The organism is Dietzia cercidiphylli, assembly GCF_039531545.1.
Lineage (GTDB): Bacteria > Actinomycetota > Actinomycetes > Mycobacteriales > Mycobacteriaceae > Dietzia > Dietzia natronolimnaea.
This window is the reverse complement of sequence record NZ_BAAAQG010000007.1, coordinates 5,910-28,683: the sequence shown is the minus strand read 5'-3', so window position 1 is coordinate 28,683 and position 22,774 is coordinate 5,910. Positions and strand designations below refer to the sequence as shown.

At 71.2% G+C, this 22,774-nt stretch carries 18 protein-coding genes; 7 read left to right on the top strand and 11 right to left on the bottom strand.

Annotated elements, in window-relative coordinates; genetic code table 11:
* Positions 1–42: 42 nt before the first annotated feature.
* The 4 genes from ABD250_RS06405 (at position 43) to nirD (ending at position 5,536) form a co-directional block, all read left to right on the top strand.
* Positions 43–1,710 carry a DNA repair helicase XPB gene (locus tag ABD250_RS06405; protein ID WP_179524654.1) on the top strand — a complete coding sequence of 556 codons (1,668 nt, stop codon included), beginning with the start codon at positions 43–45 and terminating at the stop codon, positions 1,708–1,710.
* Positions 1,711–1,767: 57 nt separating this feature from the next.
* On the top strand, positions 1,768–2,454 hold the full coding sequence (locus ABD250_RS06400; RefSeq protein WP_179524653.1) for a DUF3239 domain-containing protein: 687 nt from the start codon (positions 1,768–1,770) through the stop codon (positions 2,452–2,454).
* A 145-nt stretch (positions 2,455–2,599) separates the two neighbouring features.
* Positions 2,600–5,125: a nitrite reductase large subunit NirB gene (gene nirB, locus ABD250_RS06395; protein ID WP_182616220.1), complete on the top strand. Its 2,526-nt coding sequence runs from the start codon at positions 2,600–2,602 to the stop codon at positions 5,123–5,125.
* 30 nt (positions 5,126–5,155) lie between these two features.
* A complete protein-coding gene (gene nirD / locus ABD250_RS06390) occupies positions 5,156–5,536 on the top strand; it encodes a nitrite reductase small subunit NirD (protein WP_182609571.1) in 381 nt (126 codons plus the stop codon).
* Between the two features lie 177 nt (positions 5,537–5,713).
* On the opposite strand, the gene ABD250_RS06385 is transcribed toward nirD, so the two are convergent.
* The 4 genes from ABD250_RS06385 to ABD250_RS06370 all read right to left on the bottom strand — a co-directional run bounded on the left by ABD250_RS06385 (position 5,714) and on the right by ABD250_RS06370 (position 11,914).
* On the bottom strand, positions 5,714–6,844 hold the full coding sequence (locus tag ABD250_RS06385; RefSeq protein ID WP_179524650.1) for a uroporphyrinogen-III synthase: 1,131 nt from the start codon (positions 6,842–6,844) through the stop codon (positions 5,714–5,716).
* 77 nt (positions 6,845–6,921) lie between these two features.
* Positions 6,922–8,352 carry an FAD-dependent oxidoreductase gene (locus ABD250_RS06380; RefSeq protein WP_182659361.1) on the bottom strand — a complete coding sequence of 477 codons (1,431 nt, stop codon included), beginning with the start codon at positions 8,350–8,352 and terminating at the stop codon, positions 6,922–6,924.
* Positions 8,352–10,466 (bottom strand): molybdopterin oxidoreductase family protein, encoded by a 2,115-nt coding sequence (locus ABD250_RS06375; RefSeq protein WP_182659360.1) that lies wholly within the window; start codon positions 10,464–10,466, stop codon positions 8,352–8,354. Before ABD250_RS06375 ends, ABD250_RS06380 begins: the two co-directional genes overlap by 1 nt.
* 35 nt (positions 10,467–10,501) lie before the next feature.
* A complete protein-coding gene (locus tag ABD250_RS06370; protein WP_179524648.1) occupies positions 10,502–11,914 on the bottom strand; it encodes a nitrate/nitrite transporter in 1,413 nt (470 codons plus the stop codon).
* Positions 11,915–12,085: 171 nt separating this feature from the next.
* Between ABD250_RS06370 and ABD250_RS06365 the strand changes: the two genes are divergently transcribed.
* Both ABD250_RS06365 and ABD250_RS06360 read left to right on the top strand, forming a co-directional pair.
* Complete coding sequence (locus ABD250_RS06365; RefSeq protein ID WP_182659359.1) at positions 12,086–12,652, top strand: hypothetical protein; 567 nt, start codon at positions 12,086–12,088, stop codon at positions 12,650–12,652.
* Positions 12,653–12,695: 43 nt separating this feature from the next.
* Complete coding sequence (locus tag ABD250_RS06360; protein WP_179524646.1) at positions 12,696–13,847, top strand: MalY/PatB family protein; 1,152 nt, start codon at positions 12,696–12,698, stop codon at positions 13,845–13,847.
* Positions 13,848–13,888: 41 nt separating this feature from the next.
* Here the strand turns inward: ABD250_RS06360 and ABD250_RS06355 are convergent, their stop codons facing one another.
* On the bottom strand, positions 13,889–14,365 hold the full coding sequence (locus ABD250_RS06355) for a MaoC/PaaZ C-terminal domain-containing protein (protein ID WP_259848311.1): 477 nt from the start codon (positions 14,363–14,365) through the stop codon (positions 13,889–13,891).
* A 192-nt stretch (positions 14,366–14,557) separates the two neighbouring features.
* On the opposite strand from ABD250_RS06355, the gene ABD250_RS06350 reads away from it, so the two are divergent.
* Entirely contained in the window at positions 14,558–15,196 is a 639-nt protein-coding gene (locus ABD250_RS06350) for a biliverdin-producing heme oxygenase (protein WP_277817619.1), read from the top strand.
* Between the two features lie 76 nt (positions 15,197–15,272).
* Here ABD250_RS06350 and ABD250_RS06345 read toward each other — a convergent pair whose 3' ends face one another.
* From ABD250_RS06345 to ABD250_RS06320, 6 genes are read right to left on the bottom strand one after another with little or no spacing between them, the layout of a single operon-like run.
* Positions 15,273–16,664, bottom strand: coding sequence for a hypothetical protein (locus ABD250_RS06345; protein ID WP_182659357.1), 1,392 nt, complete (start codon positions 16,662–16,664; stop codon positions 15,273–15,275).
* Between the two features lies 1 nt (position 16,665).
* The gene (locus tag ABD250_RS06340; protein WP_182659356.1) at positions 16,666–18,135 is read right to left on the bottom strand and encodes a hypothetical protein; all 1,470 of its coding nucleotides are present in this window, start codon (positions 18,133–18,135) and stop codon (positions 16,666–16,668) included.
* On the bottom strand, positions 18,132–19,499 hold the full coding sequence (locus ABD250_RS06335) for a hypothetical protein (protein ID WP_344391345.1): 1,368 nt from the start codon (positions 19,497–19,499) through the stop codon (positions 18,132–18,134). Before ABD250_RS06335 ends, ABD250_RS06340 begins: the two co-directional genes overlap by 4 nt.
* On the bottom strand, positions 19,496–20,365 hold the full coding sequence (locus ABD250_RS06330; RefSeq protein ID WP_182610083.1) for a heme ABC transporter ATP-binding protein: 870 nt from the start codon (positions 20,363–20,365) through the stop codon (positions 19,496–19,498). Before ABD250_RS06330 ends, ABD250_RS06335 begins: the two co-directional genes overlap by 4 nt.
* Positions 20,362–21,480: a FecCD family ABC transporter permease gene (locus tag ABD250_RS06325; protein WP_425551870.1), complete on the bottom strand. Its 1,119-nt coding sequence runs from the start codon at positions 21,478–21,480 to the stop codon at positions 20,362–20,364. Before ABD250_RS06325 ends, ABD250_RS06330 begins: the two co-directional genes overlap by 4 nt.
* Positions 21,477–22,577, bottom strand: a complete 1,101-nt coding sequence (locus ABD250_RS06320) for a heme/hemin ABC transporter substrate-binding protein (protein ID WP_182659247.1) — start codon at positions 22,575–22,577, stop codon at positions 21,477–21,479. The genes ABD250_RS06325 and ABD250_RS06320 overlap by 4 nt, the downstream gene beginning before the upstream one ends.
* Positions 22,578–22,774: the final 197 nt, after the last annotated feature.

The following is a 22,774-nucleotide window of genomic DNA, read 5'->3' as shown; positions in this document are numbered from 1 at the left end:
GGTCGGACCCACGCGGGCCCGCGAGAACCGAGGAGAACCGAAGTGAGTGGTGGACCGCTGATCGTCCAGTCGGACAAGACCGTGCTGCTGGAGATCGACCACGACCAGGCAGGCGACGCCCGGCAGGCCCTGGCCCCGTTCGCCGAACTCGAGCGCGCCCCCGAACACGTCCACACCTACCGGATCACGCCGCTCGCCCTGTGGAACGCGCGGGCCGCCGGTCACGACGCCGAGCAGGTCGTCGACGTGCTCGTCACCTACTCGCGCTTCCCCGTCCCACAGCCGCTCCTGGTCGACATCGCGGACACCATGGCCCGCTACGGCCGGCTGCAACTGGTCAAGAGCCCGGTCCACGGTCTCACCCTCATCTCTCTCGACGCCGCAGTGCTCGCCGAGGTCAGGCGACACAAGAAGATCGCCCCGATGCTCGGGGCGGAGATCGACGCCGACACCGTGATCGTCCACGCGTCCGAGCGCGGTCGGCTCAAGCAGGAGTTGCTGAAGGTGGGGTGGCCGGCCGAGGACCTGGCCGGGTACGTCGACGGCGAGGCGCATGAGATCTCCCTGTCCACCGAGTCCGAGCCCTGGGAGCTCCGCGACTACCAACAGATGGCCGCGGACTCCTTCTGGGCGGGCGGCTCCGGCGTCGTCGTCCTGCCCTGCGGGGCCGGCAAGACCATGGTCGGCGCGGCGGCGATGGCCCGCGCCAAGGCCACCACGCTCATCCTCGTGACCAACACCGTCGCCGGTCGGCAGTGGAAGCGCGAACTGCTCGCCCGGACCACGCTCACGGAGGACGAGATCGGCGAGTACTCGGGCGAACGCAAGGAGATCCGCCCGGTCACCATCGCCACGTATCAGGTCGTCACCCGCAAGACCAAGGGCGTGCACCGGGCGCTGGAGCTCTTCGACTCCCGGGACTGGGGACTGATGATCTACGACGAGGTGCACCTGCTCCCGGCACCGGTCTTCCGGATGACCGCGGACCTGCAGTCGCGTCGCCGTCTCGGGCTCACCGCCACGCTGGTCCGTGAGGACGGCCGGGAGGGTGACGTGTTCTCCCTCATCGGCCCCAAGCGCTACGACGCCCCCTGGAAGGACATCGAGGCGCAGGGGTGGATCGCCCCGGCCGACTGCGTGGAGGTCCGCGTGACGCTGACCGAGAACGAGCGGATGATGTACGCCACCGCCGAGGCCGAGGACAAGTACAAGTTGTGCTCGACCGCCCGCACCAAGATCGCGGTGGTGAAGCAGATCCTGGCCAGGCACTCCGGTGCCCCGACGCTGGTGATCGGCGCCTATCTGGACCAGCTGGAGGAACTGGGGGTCGAGCTGGACGCCCCGGTGATCCAGGGTTCCACCTCCAACAAGGAGCGGGAGAAGCTCTTCAACGCCTTCCGCGCCGGGGAGATCTCCACCCTGGTGGTGTCCAAGGTCGCCAACTTCTCGATCGACCTACCGGAGGCGAGCGTCGCCGTGCAGGTCTCCGGGACCTTCGGCTCCCGGCAGGAGGAGGCCCAGCGGCTCGGGCGACTCCTGCGCCCCAAGAAGGACGGCGGACAGGCGCACTTCTACTCCGTGGTCTCCCGGGACACCCTCGACGCGGAGTACGCCGCCCACCGCCAGCGGTTCCTCGCCGAGCAGGGCTACGCCTACCGGATCACCGACGCCGACGACCTGCTCGGCCCGGAGCTGCCCGGGATCGGCTGAGCACACGGCCCGCCCTGGGCGTCCCACCCTCGCCGTGGCGCCTGGGATACTGGGTCCATGGCCTCCGATCGCACCTCCCGCGCCCCTCACGAGCAGTACCGCCTCGCCGACTTCCCCGTGGACGACGCCTGGGTCCGGAAGAACAACGAGAGCCTGGCCGAGGTGCGTCGTCTGCAGTGGTCCGCCGGGATCCTCGGGGTCGTCGTCCTCGCCGCCGGGACCGGGATGCTGCTCTACTCGGGCCTCGAACCGTGGGGCTGGATCATCGCCGCGCTGGCCGGCGTCTTCGCGATCGGGTGCCTGGCCATGATCGGGTACATCCCCCGGAAGATGGGATCCATGGCGCACACCTACGCCACCTCCGAACTCGTCCCGGCGATCGTCGCCGAGGTGCGACCGCGTGGGCTCACCCTGCTGGCCCTGGTCGACCGCGCCGTCGACCGGTCCGCGGGCTCGCTCCCCGCTCTGGCCGTCCGCAGCTGTGAGAAGATCCCGGGCCACGACGTCCGCGTGGGCACGCGGGTCCCCTGCGTCGCCGTGGTGGGCAACCGCAGCGCCCGCGGAGGTGACAACCTCTACCAGTTCATCTCCCCCATGCCCGTCGCCTGGGCCACCCCGGACGCCGCCGTGCTGCGGAGGCTGACCAAGGAGATCCCGGCCGGCGAGTGGGAGACCCTGCGCCAGAACCTCGACCGGGTCGGAGAGGTGTCGGCGTCTCCGGCCAACCTCGTGCCACTCGACTGAGAGCCCTCCCACCGCTCGACACCGTGGGCCTCACCCGACGCTCCTCCACCTGTGAGCAAGTCGTCACGGCACCGTGATCCGCCGCCACTGCGCGGAAACACGCGCTTTCTAGCCTGGTCGGCACAGGCTAGAAGGAGGTCTCCACATGACCGAGCACATCGTCGTCGTCGGACACGGAATGGTCGCCCACCGGTTCGTCTCCACCCTCGCGTCCCGGTGGGCCACCGCCGATCTCACCGTCACGGTGATCGGCGAGGAGACGGACCCGGCGTACGACCGCGTCGGCCTCTCCTCCTACGTCGGGGCGTGGGACCGCGAGTCGCTCCACCTCGAGGACGCCCGGCACGGCGCCGATCCGCGGGTGACCGTGCGATCGGGTCACCTGGTCACCGCGATCGACCGCGAGGCCGGGGAGGTCGAACTCTCGTCGGGCGAGCGGATCGCCTACGACACGCTGGTCCTGGCGACCGGCTCGCGGGCGTTCGTCCCACCGGTGCCCGGCCATGACCTCCCGGGATGTCACGTCTACCGCACCCTCGACGATCTCGACGGGATCCGCGCGGCCGCCGAACGCGCCGGGTCGGGCTCCCACGGCGTCGTGATCGGCGGTGGGTTGCTCGGCCTCGAGGCGGCCAACGCGGTGAGCCTGCTCGGGCTCACGCCGCACGTGGTCGAACGCAACGACCGGCTCATGCCACTGCAGGTGGACGCCGGTGGCGGCCATGTCCTGGCGTCTCTGATCCGTGAACTGGGGATCGAGATCCACCTCTCGGTGACCGGCACGGAGATCGCCGAGACGCCCGACGGGCTGACCGTCCGACTCACCGACGACGAGGGGGTCACCACGGTCGTCGACGCCGCCTTCGTGGTGTTCTCGGCGGGCGTCCGCCCGAGGGACGAACTCGCGCGGCTCTCCGGTCTGGACACCGCCGAGCGGGGCGGCATCCTCACCGACCTCGCGTGCCGGACCTCGGACCCGAACATCTACGCGATCGGCGAGTGCGCTGCCATCGACGGCACCTGCTACGGGCTCGTCGGTCCCGGGTACACCTCCGCCGAGGTGGCCGCGGCCACGATCCTCAGCGGCGAGGGGGAGTTCACCGGGGCCGACCTGTCCACCAAACTCAAGCTCCTCGGGGTGGACATGGCGAGTTTCGGCGACGCGCACGGCGTCACGCCCGGTTGCCTCGAGGTGGTGGTCAACGATCCCGTCGCGGGGACCTACTCCAAGCTGGTCATGAGCGACGACGCCCAGACCCTCCTGGGTGGGGTGTTCGTCGGCGATTCCGGGCCGTACTCGCTGCTCAAGCCACTCGTCGGCCGCACGCTGCCGTCCCCCGACCCGATCTCGCTCATCTCCCGCTCCACCGGTAACGATCCCGGGGTCGGGGTGGAGGCGCTCCCCGACGAGGCGCAGATCTGCTCGTGCAACGCCGTCACCAAGGGCGACGTCCGCGAGGCCATCTGCGGCGGCGCCTGCGACGTGGCCGACCTCAAGTCGTGCACCCGGGCCGGCACCTCGTGCGGCTCGTGTATCCCCCTGCTCAAGCAGGTCCTCGAAGCGGAGGGGGTCGAGCAGTCGACGGCGCTGTGTGAGCACTTCGAGCAGTCCCGGTCGGAGCTCTTCGAGATCGTCACGGTCACCGGGATCCGGACCTTCTCCGGTCTGATCGAGCGCTTCGGCCACGGGTCCGGCTGCGACATCTGCAAGCCCACCGTCGCGTCCATCCTGGCCTCCACCAGTTCCGACCACGTCCTCGACGGGGAACAGGCCGCACTGCAGGACACCAACGACCACTTCCTCGCCAACATCCAGAAGAACGGCACCTATTCGGTGGTGCCCCGGATGCCGGGCGGCGAGGTGTCCGCGGAGCAACTCATCGTGATCGGTGAGATCGCGCGTGATCACGACCTGTACGTCAAGGTGACCGGCGGTCAGCGCATCGACATGTTCGGTGCGCGCGTCGAGGAACTGCCGGTGATCTGGAAGCGGCTCGTGGACGCCGGCATGGAGTCGGGGCACGCCTACGGCAAGTCGCTGCGCACGGTCAAGAGCTGTGTGGGCACCTCGTGGTGCCGCTACGGACAGCAGGACTCGGTCGGGATGGCGGTGCTGATGGAGAACCGCTACCGCGGACTGCGCGCGCCCCACAAGATCAAGATGGCGGTCTCGGGGTGTGCGCGCGAATGCGCGGAGGCCCGCGGCAAGGACGTCGGCGTGATCGCCACCGAGACCGGCTGGAACCTGTACGTCGGCGGCAACGGGGGCGCGACGCCCAGGCACGCGCAACTGCTCGTCGGTGACCTGACCGACGAGGAGCTGATCCGCTACATCGACCGCACGGTGATGTTCTACGTCCGGACGGCCGAGCGGCTCCAGCGGATGGCGCCCTGGCTCGAATCGCTGGACGGCGGCATCGACCACCTGCGCGAGGTGGTGTGCGACGACTCCCTCGACCTGGCCGCCGAGCTGGAGGGTCGGATGGAGGCCCACGTCGCGGGCTACGTGGACGAGTGGTCCGCGGTTCTGGACGACCCCGACAAGCTCGCCCGGTTCGTGTCCTTCGTCAACGCGCCCGAGTCCCCGGACCCCACCGTCGAGTTCGAGGAGAAGGACGGCCGCAAGGTCCCGGTCCTCCTCGGCTCCCCCGCGATGCCCGCACGAGTCTGACCCAACCCGAACCCCCGAAAGGACACCGTCATGACCGCACTCCTGTCCCCCACCGAGATCGAGGTCTGCCCCCTCGAGCGGCTCATCCCGGGGCGGGGCGTCGCCGCCCTGCTGCCCGACGGCCGACAGATCGCCGTCTACCTCCTGGACGACGGCAGTGTCCACGCCCTGTGCAACATCGACCCGATCGCCCGGGCCGCCGTGATGAGCCGTGGTCTCGTCGGCGACCGCGGGGGGGTCCCCGTGGCCATCTCCCCCATCGGCAAGCAGGCCTACGCCTTGGAGGACGGGCGCGGGGTCGACGACGAGTCGTACGGACTGTCCGTGTTCCCGGCCAGGGTCGTCGACGGCACCGTCCTGGTCTCCACCGAGGCCGCGATCCGGCACCAGGGGAGCCGGCTCGCCGCGTAGCCGGGCGCACCGGATCGCCGCACGGAGGCGGCACCGCCGGAACCCACGAGAGACGTCAGGCGCCACCGCGTGGATCCACGTGGTGGCGCCTGACGTCGTGTCGCGTGCGCCAGGGAAGCCGCCTGACGAGCGGGGCCCCTCGACCGCGGGGCCGCAGACCGTGAGCCAGACCGTCAGCTAGACCGTGAGCCGGTACCCGCGTTTGACCACTGTGGTCACGAGTCCGGGGTCCCCGAGTGCCCTGCGGAGGCGGCCCATCGCCGTCTCCACGGCGTGCGGGTCGGCGCCGTCGCCGGGCAGCACGGCGAGGAGTTCCTCCCGGCTCACGCACTTGCCCGGCCGGTCCGCCATCGCACGCAGCAGTGCCAGCGGCGCCGGCGAGAGCTCGATGGGCCGACCGTCCATCAGGACCGCGGCCGCACACACGGTGAGTTCGTGGCCGGCCACCGTGACGGGCCGGGACCGCGCCACCAGCTCGTCGGTGACGTGCCGCATGAGCGCACCGAGGCGCATCCGGTCCGGCATCGACACGGGTACACCGAGGTCGACCAGCGGTTCGGCGGTCACCGGTCCCACACAGAGGGCGGCGACCGGACCGGACAGGGCGTCCAGCACGTCGTCGTGGATCCCCATCAGGTCGGCCCGCTCGAGCATCGACACCACGGCCGGGGCGGCGGTGAACGTCACCCCGTCGACGCCAGCCCGGGCGACGGTCCGGACGAGGTCGTCGAACGCCTCCAGGTCCTCGGGGAGCTCCCAGCGGTAGATCGGCACCACGATCACCTCGGCCCCCGCCGCGCGGAGCCCCTCCACCAGGGGGGCCATGGGATTCCAGTCCGAGCTCGCACCCTGGAGCTGCACGGCCACGGTGAGGCCGTCGACCCCGCGCTCCAGCAGCATCTCCAACAGTTCGGGGGTCGCCTCGCTCGCCGCCGACGCGTGTTCGCGCAGACCGGCGGCCCGGAGCGCCCCGGTGACCTTGGGCCCGCGCGAGTACAGCGGCACCCGTTCCATGAGGGCGTGCAGGTCCCGGGAGTAACCCCACTCCTCGCACACCTGCGTCCACCACCGGACTCCGGTCGCCGTGGTGAGGACCATGAGGTCGGCGGGAGCAGCGAGCACCTGGGCGGTGGCCGAGCGGACGAGTTCGTCCTCGGCCACGGGGATCATGCGGATCGCCGGCGCGTGGAGGACCGCCGCACCCCGGCGTTCGAGCAGAACCTTCTGTTCCGACGCCCGACGCGCAGCCGTCACCGCGACCGTGCGGCCCAGCAGTGGTAAGTCGTCGTTGGTGGTCACGATGTCCATCCTGCCGCAGTCGTGTGTCGTCCATGTTTCCCCGCCGTCGAGGCGGGGGGTGGGCGGATCACCGGGAAAGGGGTCGGTCACGCGCAGTCACGCAACCAACCGCAGATGCCGTCCACGGCGGCGGTGCACCCGCCGCAGCCGGTCCCGGCGCGGGTCCGCGTCGCCATCGCCGCCGCGTCCCGGTCACCCTCGGACCAGGCGTGGACGAGGTCGGCCTTGCTCACCCCGTTGCACCGGCAGACCACGGCCGCGGCGGGCATGGTCGACGGGGTGTCGGCGGTCGCGGCGCCGGCCCGGCCGAGCACCACGGACAGCACGTCGTCGGGGACGGGCAGGGCGTGTTCGTAGAGCTGGGTGAGGAAGCCCACGGGCTCGGGATGGCCCACGAGTACGGCGCCGGTGACCCGGGCGTCCACCACGTCCACCCGCGCGTACCGCCCGCGGGAGGGTTCGCAGACCATGGTCACCTCGACCCCCGGGTCGTGGACGTCCTCGGTGAGCTCCCCGAGCGAGACGACGTCGACCCCGAACGCCTTCAGCCTGGTGACCGCGACGCCGCCGAGGTACCGCGAGCCGGGGTCCGCGCCCGTGATCCGGGCGGACACCACGCCGGCCTGATCCCAGGCGGGACCGACCAGTCCGGTCACGCACCCGCGGTGTTCGGCGCAGTCGCCGATCGCGCTGATGGCCGGGTCACAGGTCCGGAGGGTGTCGTCGACGACGATCCCCCGGCCGACCTCCAGGCCGGCGGCCTCGGCCAGCCGGGTGCGCGGGCTGGTGCCGGCCGAGAGGACGACGGTCCGACACTCGATCCCGGTGCCGTCGTCGAGCCCCAGTGCGGTGCCGTCCCATCGCGCGGCCCGCGCACCGGTCACCACCCGGACGCCGAGCTCGTCCAGCGCGCGGATGAGCACGCGCCCGCCGCCGGAGTCCAGGTGGGAGTCCATCGGCCAGGCCCGGGGGTGGACGACGACGACATCGCGGCCCGACCGCGCCAGTGCGCAGGCCACCTCGAGACCGATGAAGCCGCCGCCCACCAGGGCGACCCGACCGGGGTGTTCCTCGAGGTGGGCGGTGAGTCCCCGGCAGTCCGAGGCGTCGCGGAGCGGGAACACTCCCGCGGCGAGCGCCCCGTCCGTGCCACGGACCCCGTCGATCGGCGGGATGGTGGCCTCGGAGCCGGTCGCCAGCACCAGGTGGTCGTAGGGGACGCGCTCGCCGTCGGCGAGCTCGACCTCCCGGGCCACCCGGTCTATCCCCTGCACCGAGGCGGACGTGCGCATCTCGATGTGGTTGCGGTCCCACCACCCGGTGGGCTTGAGCCGGGTGGATCCCGGGTCCCCCATCCCCCCGGCCACCACGTGCGAGAGCATGATCCGGTTGTACGGCGCCTCGGGTTCGGCGCCGAGGACGGTCACAGACATCGTCTCGGGATCCGGTTCGGCGCGCCGCAGCTCCTCGGCGAGCCGGGCACCGGACATCCCCGCCCCCACCACCACCACCCGCATCACGCGGCCTCCAACCGGACCGCGCACGCCTTGAACTGCGGCATGCGGCTGTAGGGGTCGAGTTCGGGCAGGGTCACCAGGTTCGCGCGGGCGGCCCCGGAGTAGTGGAACGGCAGGAACAGGGTGTCGGTCCGCATGTCCTCGTCGCACCGCACGAGCGCTTCGACCGCCCCGCGGCGGGACACCACCCGGGCGCGTCCGCCGTCGTCGAGCCCCACGGCCCGCGCGACGACCGGGTGCACCTGGACCCACATCTCGGGGTCGGCCGAGAGCAGCTCCGGCACCCGCCGCGTCTGGGCACCGGACTGGTAGTGCGAGAGCACGCGTCCGGTGGTGCCCAGCAGCGGGTAGTCCGCGCAGGTGTCCTCCGCGGGTGGGTCCACGGCGGCCACGGCGAAGCGGGCCCGGCCGTCCTCGGTGGCGAAACGGTCGAGGAACATGCGCGGTGTCCCGGCCGGGGTGTCGGCGCCGCACGGCCAGAACAGTGCCTCTCCGGCGTCGAGGCGGTCCCAGTCCATGGCCGAGTAGTCCGCCTTGCCCCCGGCGGAGGCGCGCGCCAACTCGTCGAACACCACCCGCGGGTCGGTCGGGAACCGATCAGGCCGCCGCCCGAGTCGGCGTGCGAGCTCGTTCCAGATCCACAGTTCGTCGCGGGCGCCCTCCGGCGGGGTGACCGAGCGGCGTCGACGCAGCACCCGGCCCTCGAGGTTGGTCAGCGTGCCCTCCTCCTCGGCCCACTGCGGGACCGGGAGGACGACGTCGGCGAGTTCGGCGGTCTCGGAGAGGACGAAGTCGGCCACCACGAGGGTGTCCAGCGATCGGAGCCGGGACGTGACCCGGTCGGCGTCGGGCGCGGAGACCACGGGGTTCGAGGCGTGGAGCAGCATCGCCGTGGGCCCACCGGGCTGCCCGAGCGCGTCCAGGAGCTCGAAGGCCGAGAGCCCGGGCCCGGGGATCTCCTCGGGCCCCACGCCCCAGACCGCGGCGACGTGCGCGCGGGCGGCCGGATCGGTGATCATCCGGTAGCCGGGGAGTTGATCGGCCTTCTGCCCGTGCTCCCGGCCTCCCTGCCCGTTCCCCTGGCCGGTGAGGGTGCCGTAGCCCGTGCCGGTCCGGCCCGGCAGGCCCAGTGCCAGCGCGAGGGCGATCACGGCTCCGACGGTGTCGGTCCCCCGTGAGTGTTGTTCGGCACCGCGGGCGGTGAGGACGTAGGCACCGGTGCCCGCGTCACGAGAGCCCGCCAGCAGTTCCACCGTGCGTTCGAGTTGGTCGGCCGAGACACCGGTGACGCGTTCGGTGCGGTCGGGCATCCAGTCCGCCGCGATCGCCCACGCGTCCTCGAAACCCGACGTCCGGGTGGAGACGTACTCGGTGTCCAGGTGTCCGCCCACCACGGCGACGTGCAGGAGCCCCAGGGCCAGCGCCGAATCCGTGCCCGGCCGCAGCCTCAGATGGATCCCACCGCCGTCGACGGCCCGGTGCGCGGTCGCGCTGAGGCGCGGGTCCGCCACCACCATGCCGCCGGCCGCCGCGGCCGTGTCGAGGTGCTGGACGAACGGGGGCATGGTGTCGGCGGGGTTGGCACCGATGAGCAGCACCGCCCGGGCGTCGTCGAGGTCGGTCACGGGGAACGGCAACCCCCGGTCCAGCCCGAAACTCCGGTTCGCCCCGGCCGCCGCACTCGACATGCACCAGCGGCCGTTGTAGTCCACGAGTCTGCTCCCCAGCGCGAGGCGGGTGAACTTGCCCAGTGTGTAGGCCTTCTCGTTGGTCAGGCCACCCCCGCCGAAGACCGCCACGGCGTCGGGGCCTCCCGAGGCCTGCGCCCGCCGGATGCCGTCGCTGACCCGGGTCAACGCGGTGTCCCAGTCGGTCGGCCGCAGGTGCCCGTCCACCCGGATCAGCGGCGTGGTGAGCCGATCCGGGTGGTCGAGCAACCCTGCCGACGTCCACCCCTTCCGGCACAACCCGCCCCTGTTGGTGGGGAACTGCTCCGGGGTGATCGTCGCCGGTCCGTCACCGGCGGACGGCGTCACCGACATCGCGCACTGGAGTGCGCAGTACGGGCAGTGGGTGTGTGTCGGCGGGCCGGTCGTCGTCAACGCGTGCACCATGTGTCCTCTTCGTCTCGATCGTCGACCGAGGCCGGTCAGGCCTCGGCGCCCACGGGGACCCGGGGCTCGGTGGGTGCCGCGGCGACCGCGTCGACCCCGGCGGAGGCCCGCATGTAGACGACGCGCGTGACGATCGCCGCCACCACGTAGAACACCATGAACACGAGGAACGCCGACGTGGCCGCACCGGAGGACTGGTAGGAGGTGCGCAGGGTCATGTTGATGAGGAAGCCGCCGAAGGCCCCGACCGCGCCGGCGACCCCGATGAGCGCCCCGGCGTGGGCCCGCGACCAGGACGTCCGCGCGGCCTCGTCCAGTCCGAGTGTGTGGCTGCGCGCCTCGAAGACCGACGGGATCATCTTGTACACCGAGGCGTTGCCCACCCCGGTGAGCCCGAAGAGCGTGAGGAAGGCGGCGAAGAACAGGACGAGGGCGCCACCGGCGAGCCGGCCGTCGTTCGACGCCTGGATGTTCGAGGTCACCACGAGCGCGACGGTGGTGACCGCCATCCCGCAGAAGGTCACGAAGGTCACCCGGGCTCCCCCGAAACGGTCGGAGATCCGTCCACCGGCCATGCGGGTGAGTGAGCCCAGCAGTGGTCCGAGGAAGGTGATCTGTGCCGCGTGCAGGGCCGCCTGGGCCGGCTCCTGGCCGTTGCCGGTGAAGGTCATGGTGAGCATCTGACCGAACGCGAAGGCGAATCCGATGAAGGATCCGAAGGTGCCGATGTACAGCAGCGACAACACCCATCCGTCCTTGTCGCGGGCCATGTCCTTCATGCTCTGCACATCCACCGTCTGGTGCGCGAGGTTGTCCATCTTCAGCGCGGCGCCGATCCCCGCGACGACGAGCAGGACGATGTAGACGCCGATCACCCAGTGCGGTGACCGGTTGCCGGCCAGTGCGATCACGATGAGCCCCACGACCTGGATCGTGGCCACGCCCAGGTTGCCCCCACCCGCGTTGAGGCCGAGGGCCCAGCCCTTCTCCCGCTGGGGGAAGAAGGCGTTGATGTTGGTCATGGACGACGCGAAGTTGGCGCCGCCGAGTCCGGCGATCGCGCCCACGACGAGGTACATCCAGAGCGGTTGGCCCGGGTTCGCCATGATCCACAGCATCCCGACCGCGGGGATGAGCAGGACGAAGGCCGAGAACATGGTCCAGTTGCGGCCGCCGAAGGTGGCGGTCGCGAGCGTGTACGGGATGCGCAGGAAGGCGCCGGTCAGCGTGACCACCGCGGAGACGAGGAACTTGTCGGGTGCGTCCAGTCCGTAGACGTCCTGGGGCATGAACAACACCATGACGGCGAACAGGGTCCACACGGAGAACCCGACGTGCTCGGCGAAGACCGACCAGTAGAGGTTGCGCATGGCGGTCTTCCTGCCGCCCGACTTCCACTGCGCGTCGTCCTCCGGATCCCAGTTCTCTATGACATGTGAGCGCGACATGAGGTCGACCCCCTCTCTCTCGTGACGTGGACACCCCCTCGGTGTCCTTGCGAACTGACCGTATGCACGCCCTGTTTCCCCGGCGCTACCCGGTATGACGTGATGGTCACGGTGTCCTCACGCCGGACGCAACCCGCCGTGAGGGGTCTGCCACCGTGGTGGACTGGGGTCATGTCACCCCGGTTCACACCCCGCGCCCTCGGCGCCGTCGTCACCGCCGCCGCCCTCGCCACGGGCCTCGCGCCCGCGGCATCCGCCCAGCCCACCGAGGCGTGGCGGGCGTCGTTCGTCCCTGGTCACGGCGTCGAACTGGCGCCCGGGCAGACCATCACCCCGGACCAGCCGGCGTTCTGGATGATCGGCGACCGGGTCCGACTGCTCTCACCGCACGGGTCCTCTCGCCCGCTGTTCTGCACGAACGACCGCGGCCACCCGTACGGGCGGTGTTGGCAGCTCGACCCGGACGGCGGCCTTGTGGAGCTGCGGCACAACAGCGTGGTCAACGACGTCTGGCACTCACTCTTCACGCAGACCGGGTCCACGACGTCGGCGTACACCGGCCTCTATGACCTCGCGCGGCGGATGGGCTGGATGACGACCTCCGGCGGGGTCTTCGTCCCCCCGCATTCCGGCGGCAGCCTCGCCGGCACCTATTCGACCACGATGCCGCTCTCCCCCCACGGTTCGAGTCCGGTGTGGGACGTGTGGGTGCATCCCGGGTACGTGCCCGGCAGCTGAGTAGCCTGGGGGTCCTGTGAACCCGGTCGAAAGGACCCCCGCCGTGCCGTTCCCCCTCGATGTCCCCGAGTCCGTCCTGCGCAGGCGCCGGAGCCAGAAGTGGGTGGCGTACCCGGAGGACGTCCTGCCGCTGTTCGTGGCGGAGACCGACGTCCTGCTGGCCCCGGCGATCCGGGAGCGTCTCGCCGCCGCCGTGGCCGACGGCGACACCGGGTACTTCGCGGAGATCGAGCGACTCGCCGGGGTGTGCGCCCGCTACTACTCCAGGTTCGGGTTCGACGTCCCGGAGGAGTCGGTGGTCCCCGTCAACGACGTCGGCGTGGGCGTCCGGGAATCACTCGCACGGATCCTGCCGGCCGGCAGCGGGGTGGTCTACACGCCGCCGGTCTACATGCCGTTCGGACCGTGGATCCGGCGCGTGGGGATGTCGCCCGTCGCGGTGCCACTGGTCGACCACGACGGCGAGGACCCGCGGCTGGACCTGGCGGGCATCGAGCGCGCCCTGGCCGACGGGGCCCGGGCCGTGCTGCTGAGCCACCCGCACAACCCCACGGGCGTCCTCCACTCCACGGCGGAGCTGGCCGGGCTCGCCGACCTGGCCGCCCGATACGACGCCGTGGTGGTCTCCGACGAGATCTGGGCGCCCCTGACCATGCCCGGGGTCCGGTTCTCCTCGTTCCTGGCCGCCTCCGACACCGCCCGCGAGGTGGGCCTGGCCATCTCGTCGGCGTCCAAGGCGTTCAACCTCGCCGGCCTCAAGTGCGCGTTCGTGATCAACGGCAACCCGGAACGATTCGAGGTGCGGCGCTCGGCACTGTCGGGCGCCGTGGGGCACTTCGGGGCGCTCGCCGCCGAGGCCGCGCTGACCGGGTCGCTGGACTGGCTGGAGAGCATGAACGCCGCACTGGCCGCGAACCTCGATCTGATGGACCGGCTCATGGCCGAGCATCTCCCCCGCGCCCGGTGGCGGCGGCCCGACGCCGGGTTCGTGGCGTGGCTGGACCTGCGCTCCTATCCCGGCCTCGGCGACGACCCCGCCGCGGCGTTCCTCGACGACGGCCGCGTGGCGCTGAGCAACGGCCCCGCCTTCGGCTCCCAGGGCAAGGGGTTCGCGCGCGTGAACTTCGCGTGCTCGGAGGAGCTCCTCACCGAGGCCTTCACACGGATGGGCCGCGTCGCCGCGGAGCGTGGCTGAGCACGGGGCACCGCACACCCACCTCACCCGGCTCACCCCGACTACCCCGCCTCCTCCTCCCGGGGGCGGGTGGGCCCGTGTCCACGGCGCCACAGGAACACCGTCATCGTGGCGGTCAGCACCACGGCCGCGTCCTGGTTGCGCATCTCCAGATCCATCGTCACCCGAGCTCTGGTCTCGTCCGGACTCACCTCCGTCACGTGTACCGAGCCGGTCACCGTGTCCCCCGGCCGGACAGGGGCCGTGAAGCGGAGACGGTCGAACCCCCGTCCGGCGATCACCGCCCACCTCGAGTAGACCGACTCGACGCAGAGCCGCTGGAGGACAGCCAGTGTGTGGATCCCGCTGGCGATCACACCGCCGTGGTGGCCGCCCGCGGCCGCCACGGGATCCGTGTGGAACCACTGCGGATCCCACTGCTGCGCGAAACCGACGATCTCCTCCTCCGTGAGGGTGAGATGCCCGAGCTCGAGACGATCACCCGGAGTCAGCTCGTCGGCGGTGACGATGGTGTCCACCCGATATCCCCTTCCATTCGACGACCGGCCTCCCGGGTAATTCCGCGACATCCGGATGCTCGCCTTTTCGGTCGGCACATTCCCGTCCGATCACCCGGCATTGTTCACGTTACTCAACATCAATACCGGTATGGCTATCCCCTTATTGTTGCCGTACTCTCTTTAGGCATACCTAACAAGCCCGGAGGACAAATGGAGACGATCATTTCCGCACCCCTGTCGAGAGCATTACACGACTCGACGATGGCCGCGCACGAACAGGCGGAGAACGCCTCGTTCATCACCCGCCTGATGAACGGCGAGGGCACGCCGGAAGGTCTGGTGGCACTCCTGCGGCAGTCACTCCCCGTCTACGAGGCCCTCGAGGACGCCTGCCGCCGGGCCGGCACCGACCCACGCCTGTCGGCCATCCTCGATCCGCGCCTCGACCGGGCCGACGCCCTGCGTGCCGACCTGGAGTCGCACCGCGCCCAGGGGCGCACCTACGACCTCCTGGTCCCCGCCACCGAGGCCTACGTGGCCGAGCTGCACGCGTGTGCCACCGACCTCGCCGCCCTGATCGGGCACCACTACGTCCGCTACCTCGGCGACCTCTCGGGCGGGCAGATCATCAGGACGATGGTGCGCCGCCACTACGGCATCGAGACCGGTCTGAGCTTCTACGACTTCGACATCGCCAAGCCCAAGGTCTACAAGGACGACTACCGGGCCGCGCTCGACGCCCTCCCGCTGAGCGAGGCCGACCGCGGAGCCGCGCTGGCCGCCGCCACCCGGGCCTTCGAGCTCAACCACCGGATCTTCCTCGATCTGGAGGCCCAGGGCGTTCGCTGACCGCCCGGGCCACCCGACGAGAAGCGGCCCCGACACCCCGGGAGGGTGTCGGGGCCGCGCCCGTTCCGCGGGTGACCTACATCAGGCTGCCGAAGAGGTTCGTCATACCCGCGAGCGAACCGCCACCGACGTTTCCGGTGTCGTCATCGTCGTCGTCATCCCCACCGGTGGTGAAGGTGATCGGCGCGCTGAGCTCCCACGGCGCGTGGACCGCGCCGGAGGCCGCATAGGTGTAGATGCCGTAGCCGCCCGTCTCCGACTTCGCGTCGGCCGAGTCCTTCGAGACGGTGAGGGTGGTGGTGAAGCTGCCGTCGGGGCGCAGTTCGACGGCACCGGCGGCGGCGCCCCCGATGACGGCGTGGTTCTCCGCGGCGAGGACCCACTTCTGCTCGACCACCTTGCGCGCCGCCGAGGTCCCGCCCGCGGACGGCTTCCACGCGTCCTCGAACTTGCCGAACACCAGGTAGAACCCGGCGGGCTTTCCGGCCAGCGGCGGGCGGACACCCACCACGGACCGGTCGTCGAAGCCGGTGCCGGTGATGGTCACCTGGTGGCTGCCGTCCGCGGCGAGTGTGGTCTCGGAGAGCTGGATCTTCGGGGTCCCGACGGGCACCTGGGTCTCGTCCTCGGTCAGGTCGTAGGTGACCTGGAGGGGCAGCGGGCCCTTGAGATTCTGGTCTCCGCCACAGCCGGTGTTGTAGTAGTGCGGGTGCACTGACGCCGGCACGGCCGCCAGCCACTCGGGCGTCCACGCGCCCCAGACGTTCGGCGCGGTGCAGGTCCGGTCCTGGGTCCCACCGTTGTGCTGCACTCCCGCGTACCGGGGGGACAGGGTGATGGTGCCGTCCTGGGCCACCTGGGCGGCACCCGGCCCGAACGACAGGACGGTCGTGCGACCGGCGTTGACCTCGGGAGTGGGGTTGCCGTTCATGTCGTTCGCCGCGCCGATGGTGACATCGGCGTTGAGCGTTCCGGAACCGTCGGCGTTGACGGTCAGCTTCGGATCGGCCAGGGTCTCGTCGGGAGCGTTGAGATTCGCCGGGTAGGCGTTGAAGGTGATCTCGCCGTCCCAGTCGATGGTGACGGTGCCGTCCGTACCGCGGACGCCCTCACCGTCGGAGAACGTGATCGCGTTGGGGGTCGCCTGCTGGCCCCCGATCAGACTCACGGGCATCGAGGTGGCCGGGAACGCCGCAGGTGTGTATTCGGCCTGCGTTCCCCCCGAGACCGACCCCACGAGAGCCGACGCGTCACCCGAGGCGTCGAGGATCCGCCACGGCCCGAAGATGCCCTTCTGCGCGTATCCGCTGATGCCCCAGACGAACGAGGCGTCCGAGACGGTGCCCGGGGTGACGTCCTGCGCCTGGGCCGCGGGGGCGGCGACGACTCCGGCGAGCAACGCGAGCGTCGCCCCCAGCATCGTGCCCCGTCGGCCGGCGAGCGCGAGCCGGGATCGAGAAGTCTTCACATCAGTCCTTTCGTCGAACTGTCTGGTAGAACAGCACTGCCGCGAGCGCGAGCAATGCGGTCCCCACCCACCACTGCCATTGGTGGGTGGGGTCTCCGGCCTTCTGGGAGGCGGAAGTCTGGGCGTAGACCACGTCGGCGCCGTGGAGCGGCGAGTTGGCCGCCACCGGGATCGTCGCCTGGTCTGCGAGAGCGGTCGACGCCGCGGGCGCGGGGCCACCTGTGGAGGGACTCGCGGAGGACGCGGGGATCGAGGCGAGCGTGCCGCCCACGGTGCCGGCGGTCATCGGAGAGTTGGAGGTGTAGTACTCCTCGAAGTACTCCTCGAAGACCTCGTCGACGGGGACCCCCTTGGCGGCCGGGGATTCGGGCGACACGCCCGGGTCCGCCCCCTCCCGCGCCGCCCTCACCGCATCGGGCTGGAGCGGTTTCCACGCCTCGTCCATCCAGGCGGCCGCGGTGTCGGCGACGTCGTCGCCCGCAGCGCGGAGGACCTGTTCGACCGTGTTGTCGAGTACCTGCCCCACGATTCCTTTCGACCCACCCGAGCCTCCGGAATTCGGCATTTCCTCGGGGTCATCCGGATTCCAACTCACCGCTATCGGGAGGGCGGGTTTCGCGCTGTCGGAGGTCCCGGTGGAATACCAGAATCCTCCCGATCCGGCGTCAGCGGCAAAGTCGACGAATTCAGCGGGGAATGCTCCCCAGTCATTCCCGTCTCTCGTCTGGGGATTCTCTCCCGGCTTGGCGGAATAGGGCACGCGGAGGTATTCGGGGGTCACGGAGAAACCCTTTTTCCCACCCAGTTCCACGCGATTCCGGGGGAGGTTCGCGACGACGACGGTGCGCGACGGGATCGGGACCGACACCTCGGGGTTGTCCTGGGAACTCCGTCGCCCACCCAGGGTCGCGGTGACGGTCGCCTTCGTGGGCGTGACGGTGAGGACCGGGTCGGTGACGCTGAGGAACACCAGGCCCGAGTAGTAGAGGACCGAGGCGGTGCCCCTCCACTCGATCTCGGCGGTGCCCGCCCCTGCGTCGACCGTCCCGGTGCCGTTGCCGAAGACCATCTCGAGTCCGCTGTACCTGCTCGAGGCGGCGTCACGGATCGGCGTTCCCGACTGGTCGGTCTGCGTGCCGGCCCAGGTGGCGGCCGCCGTGGCCCCGGTCGCGGATCGCTTCTCGATCGTGACGTCGCCCGACGTGGCTCTCCACGTCTGTTCGGTGATCGTCGCCCCGGACCCGGCGAGCGCCGACGAGCTGTCCCCGGCGGAGAGGAAGTTGAGCCCGGGGCCGTGGCTGGGCCCGGCACTCTGTCTGCTGAGCCCCCATCGGAACTCCGCATCGGTCAACTCGACCTCGGAACCCTGTGCGTGCGCAGCCGGAGTGCCCAGGAGCACGCCGAAGGCGAGCACCAGTGTCAGCGCCAGGGCCGTTGCCCGGCGGTGGGTCGATCGCAGGTGACTGGTCATCGGGGCTCCTCGTGCTGGACGACGGTCGTGGGGTGGTGGTTCACGTCGTCCTCGTGGACGTCGTCGGGCCCGGCGGGCCCGTCGGGCCCGTCAGCACCGTCGGGTCCGTCGTCGCCGTCGGCCATGGAGAGGACTCTTCGCTTGACGGCGACCGCCGCGGTGACCGACAGGGCCAGGGCCGCGAGGGCGAGGAAGACCCACCCCGCCGACCCGCCGAGTCCGGCGGCCGATGCCGTCGGGGATATGTCCGTCCGCACCGGGAACCGCTCTGCGGCCTCCAACCCCGAGCCAGCGCCCGCCGCGCGGATCTCGTGGGTCCCCGAGGCGATGTCCTCCGGGAGCACGAGCACTCCCGCGACCTCGCCGTCGACTCCTGCGAGGACGGGGCCGACGGCGGCGTCACCCTCACCGAGCACCACGTAGACCTGCTCGCCGGGCCAGAATCCCGCTGCCGCGAAGCCCATGGCACCGCCGGGCCGGGCGGCCTTGCGGTCGACCTCGATCACCGCGGTCACCGCCGTCGTGGTCCCCCCGGTCGCCGCGGCGGGCCCGCCGTCGGCGGGAGCCCCTCCCCCCGCCCCGGTGTCGCCGCCATCTGAACCACCCGCGCCCCCGGGCTGCTGCCCGGCGACCTGGGCCGTCCCGGCCGCGGCGCCCTGTGCTGCCCCGCTGGTGCGCGAACGGGGGGCGGCCCGTCCGGCCGCGGCCGGACGACCGGCCTGCGCACCGGAGGCGGGCGCGCCCGCCGCCGGGGCCTGCTCGACCGCGGGCGCCGCCTCCCCGTCCCGGAAGGTCACCGGGGTGAACGTCTCGTTGGCGCCGTTGCGCACGCCGTGCGCGCCCCACGTGAGGAAGCCGCAGGTGACCTTGGTGCAGTCGATGCTCTTGCCGCCGGCGCCGGTGAAGGTGGGGCCGGGGACCGTGAGGTTCACCCGGAACGACCCGTCCGACCCCATCGTCGCCTGGGCTTCTCCCGACGTCGACGAGCCGGGAAAGGCGACAAAGGCCTGGAAGCCCTGGTTACTGCGCGACTGCTCGTCGGGGACGTAGTCGTAGGTCCGGCCGGTCGCGCCGCCCTGGGACGGCCCCCACCCTGACCCGTTGACCCACCCGAAGCCGATGTACACGCCACCGAATCCGCCCTCGACGGCCTGGAAACCCGAGCCCGACACGGTGAACCCGGTCCGGCCCGAGGTCGACGCCACCGCCCCGCCCAGTGAGCTGGACGCCGTCAGTCGTGCGGCGGCGTTCGCCGGCGCGTCGGCGAGGACGGCGAGCGCCGACGTACCGAGCAGCGCCAGCGCCAGGACGGCGAGCATCCGCATCGCGGACGCCCGCATCGTTGATGACCGGGTGTGAATCACGTGAACTCCTTGACGAGGGCCGACCCGAGTGTCGCCGGGAACGCGGGCTCCGCCGGCGTCCGGGCGGTGCGGAATCGACGTCGATCCGGGGTGACCAACAGGTCCCCGGTGACGGGATGACGGTCGACGAGAACCGGCTGCTGATAGACCTCTTCCACCAGCTCGGCGGTGAGGACCCGGTCGGGTGGCCCCTCGGCACGGATCCGACCCCCGGAGATCATGACGAGCCGGTCGGACCACGCGGCGGCCAACTCCAGGTCGTGCAGGACCACCACCACCGCCCCGCCGGCGTCGGCCACGGTCCGGGCCAGCTCCAGGACGATCTCCTGATGGCGCAGGTCCACCGCGGCGGTGGGTTCGTCGAGGAGCAGCACTCCGGCCCGCTGGGCGAGCGCCCTCGACAGTGAGGCGCGCGCCTTCTCTCCACCGGACAGGGTCGGGAAGGTCCGGGACCGCAGCGAGGAGGTGTCGGTGGCGGCCAACGACTCCTCGATGATCTCCTCGTCGTCGTTCCCCTCGGGCAGCGCTGCCCAGGGGGCGCGCCCCATCGCGACGATCTCCCGCACGGTGAAGGGGAAGGCGACCGAGTTGGCCTGGGTGAGCAGGGCCCGGCGGCGGGCGAGGTCGCCGAGACGCCACCGGTGCAGATCGGTGCCGTCGAGCACCGTGCGGCCGGAGTCCGGGTCGGTGTCCCCCGCCACCACGCCGAGCAGCGTGGACTTGCCCGCACCGTTGGGGCCCACCAGCGCCAGCACCTCGCCTGCGTAGACCTCCAGGTCGACCGCGTCGAGCAGGGTCCGGCCACCGATTCGTACCGTGACGCGTTCGGCGGACAGCACCGGTACGCGTGACCCGGTGACGCTCATCCCCAGCCCCCTGCGGTGCGACGGGTGCGGTGGAGGAGCCAGAAGAAGAACGGTCCGCCGACGGCGGCCGTCACCATCCCCAGTGGCAGCTCCGCGTAGTTCACGGCGGTGCGGGCGAGCAGGTCGGCCGCCAGCAGACACACCGCACCACCCAGCGCCGACGCCGGAAGCAGCAGTCGGTGGCCCGGCCCGGCGATCATGCGGACGAGATGCGGCACCACCAGGCCGACGAACGCGACGATGCCGCAGAAGCTCACCGCAGCGGCCGTGAGCAGGCCGACCAGCAGGATCGAGAAGACACGCAACCGCTCCACGTTGACGCCCAGGTGGCGGGCCGGGCGCTCTCCGAGCGCGAGCAGGTCCAGAGGTCGCGCCAGACGCGCTGCCAGGACCAGCCCGAGCAACGCCAGAGGCGCCACCACCAGGACGTGCTCCCACCGGCTGCCGTTCAGGCTTCCCAGTTGCCAGAACACGATCTCCTCGCGGGCCTGGGTGTCGCCGAGGAACATGAGCAGCGCGAGCGCGGCTCCGGCGACGGCGTTCACGGCGATGCCGGTGAGGACCAGCGTGACCACCTCGGTCCTGCCGTTGCTCCGGCTGAACAGGTACACCGCGGTGGTGGTGATGATGCCGGCGACGAAAGCGCAGACGACGCTGGTCCAGGCACCGAAGGCGGTCAGCCCGAACACGATCGCCGCCGCGGCGCCCACGGCCGCCCCGGCGGACACCCCCACCACGCTGGGCTCGGCGAGCGGGTTGCCGAACGCGCCCTGCATGAGCGCCCCGGCCACCGCGAGGGCCGCGCCCACGACCATCGCCATGGCCACCCGCGGGAAGCGGACGCTCCACAGCGTGGCGTCGGCGCGGGGGTGGCTCGCGGCGGGCCCCAGGTCGATGCCGAGACCGCGGAGGAAGCCGGACGCGACCTCCGGCGCCGGTATGGACAGCTGCCCCGAGGCCGCGGCCACCACGGCCAGGACACCGAGTGCAGCCGCCAGCCCGGCGACCAGAAGGCCACCGGTCAGCAGGCGGTGGGTCCCGCCGGCCGTCCGTGCGGGTCGGGAACCAGGCGAGGGGCGCTCGGCCCGCTCGCGCCGCTCCGCTGTGAGCGTCACAGCGCGTCGGGGGCGTAGAGGGCCACCGCGAGCGCGTTGAGCACCGCGGGGGTCCTGGTGCCGAACGACAGCACGAGGTCGTCGTTCATCGCGACGACCCGCTGGTTCGCACCGGCCGGCGTCTGGGCCAGGGCCGGGAACTTCTCGAGCAGTCCGTCGACGCCACCGACGGACTCGAGCCCCTTGCTCATCATGACGATGACGTCCGGCTGAGCCGCGATGAGCCCCTCGTCGTTCGCCGGCTTGGCGCCCTTCCACCCGACCTCGGTCGACACGTCGTATCCGCCGGCCGCGGTGATCAACTCGTCCGCACCACTGTCCTGGCCGAACATGTAGTAGACGCCGGCGGATCCACGGGCGTAGAGGAAGACCGTGCGTAGCCGCGCGGTCTCGGACCCCGGCACGATCGAGGCGATCGACTCCTCGGTTTCCACGATCTTCGCGCGGGTGCGCTCCCCCAGTTCGCGCCCCAGCTCGGGCACGCCGAGCCCGTCGGCGACGGAGTGGGTCAGTGCCTCGACGTTGTCCGGGGACCGGTGGGAGTCGACGACGACGACGGGGATCCCTGCGTCACGGAGCTGCAGGATCACGTCCCACGGACCGAGCGAGGTGTCCGTGATGATCACACTGGGGTCGAGCGCGAGGATGGCCTCGGCGTTGAGCTGATGCCCGTCCTGCGTCACCAGGGGCCGATCGGAGATCTCGGGGAAGGCCGACGAGACGTCGCGGCCGATCACGTTGTCCCCCAGCCCGAGTTCGAAGACGATGCGGGAGAGCGCCCCGTAGACGTCCAGGGGCAGGATACGGGAGACGTCCGCGACCTCGACGACGGTTCCCTGGTTGTCCGTGACCACGGCCGGCAGCTGCGGAACCGGGTCGGTCGTGACGGGGTCGACCGGGTCGTCGACCAACTCCAGCGAGAGCTCGCCGGCGAAGGATCGCGGGTCCGCGGTCGCCGAGACCTCGGACGCCAGAGGGATCCCGGAGATCGTCTCGGGGTCGCCGCCGAGCCCGGTCGCGACCCCGCACGAGGTCAGCGTGAGAGCCAGGATGGCGGCGACGGCCAGCGGGAGCGAGCCTGAGCGCTGTCTGAACATGCGGCAACGATAGCACTGTAACCAAGGCGAGCCTAACCTTTGCAAGGGAAGGCTTACCTAAACACCGTATTCCCAGTGTACGGCGATTTCCGCGCTCGACTCCGATCCCCAGATCCTCGCCCATCCGGGACTGAGAACTCTAAGACCGTGCCTACGTTCGCGGCGGAACGACGAAAGGCGGCCGCCCCCGGGGGTTC

Bases quoted from the DNA above. Each gene is read 5' to 3' on its own strand.
- ABD250_RS06400 (WP_179524653.1), top strand. From the start codon at position 1,768: ATGGCCTCCGATCGCACCTCCCGCGCCCCTCACGAGCAGTACCGCCTC.
- nirB (WP_182616220.1), top strand. From the start codon at position 2,600: ATGACCGAGCACATCGTCGTCGTCGGACACGGAATGGTCGCCCACCGG.
- nirD (WP_182609571.1), top strand. From the start codon at position 5,156: ATGACCGCACTCCTGTCCCCCACCGAGATCGAGGTCTGCCCCCTCGAG.
- ABD250_RS06385 (WP_179524650.1), bottom strand. From the start codon at position 6,844: ATGGACATCGTGACCACCAACGACGACTTACCACTGCTGGGCCGCACG.
- ABD250_RS06380 (WP_182659361.1), bottom strand. From the start codon at position 8,352: ATGCGGGTGGTGGTGGTGGGGGCGGGGATGTCCGGTGCCCGGCTCGCC.
- ABD250_RS06375 (WP_182659360.1), bottom strand. From the start codon at position 10,466: ATGGTGCACGCGTTGACGACGACCGGCCCGCCGACACACACCCACTGC.
- ABD250_RS06370 (WP_179524648.1), bottom strand. From the start codon at position 11,914: ATGTCGCGCTCACATGTCATAGAGAACTGGGATCCGGAGGACGACGCG.
- ABD250_RS06365 (WP_182659359.1), top strand. From the start codon at position 12,086: ATGTCACCCCGGTTCACACCCCGCGCCCTCGGCGCCGTCGTCACCGCC.
- ABD250_RS06350 (WP_277817619.1), top strand. From the start codon at position 14,558: ATGGAGACGATCATTTCCGCACCCCTGTCGAGAGCATTACACGACTCG.
- ABD250_RS06340 (WP_182659356.1), bottom strand. From the start codon at position 18,135: ATGACCAGTCACCTGCGATCGACCCACCGCCGGGCAACGGCCCTGGCG.
- ABD250_RS06330 (WP_182610083.1), bottom strand. From the start codon at position 20,365: ATGAGCGTCACCGGGTCACGCGTACCGGTGCTGTCCGCCGAACGCGTC.
- ABD250_RS06320 (WP_182659247.1), bottom strand. From the start codon at position 22,577: ATGTTCAGACAGCGCTCAGGCTCGCTCCCGCTGGCCGTCGCCGCCATC.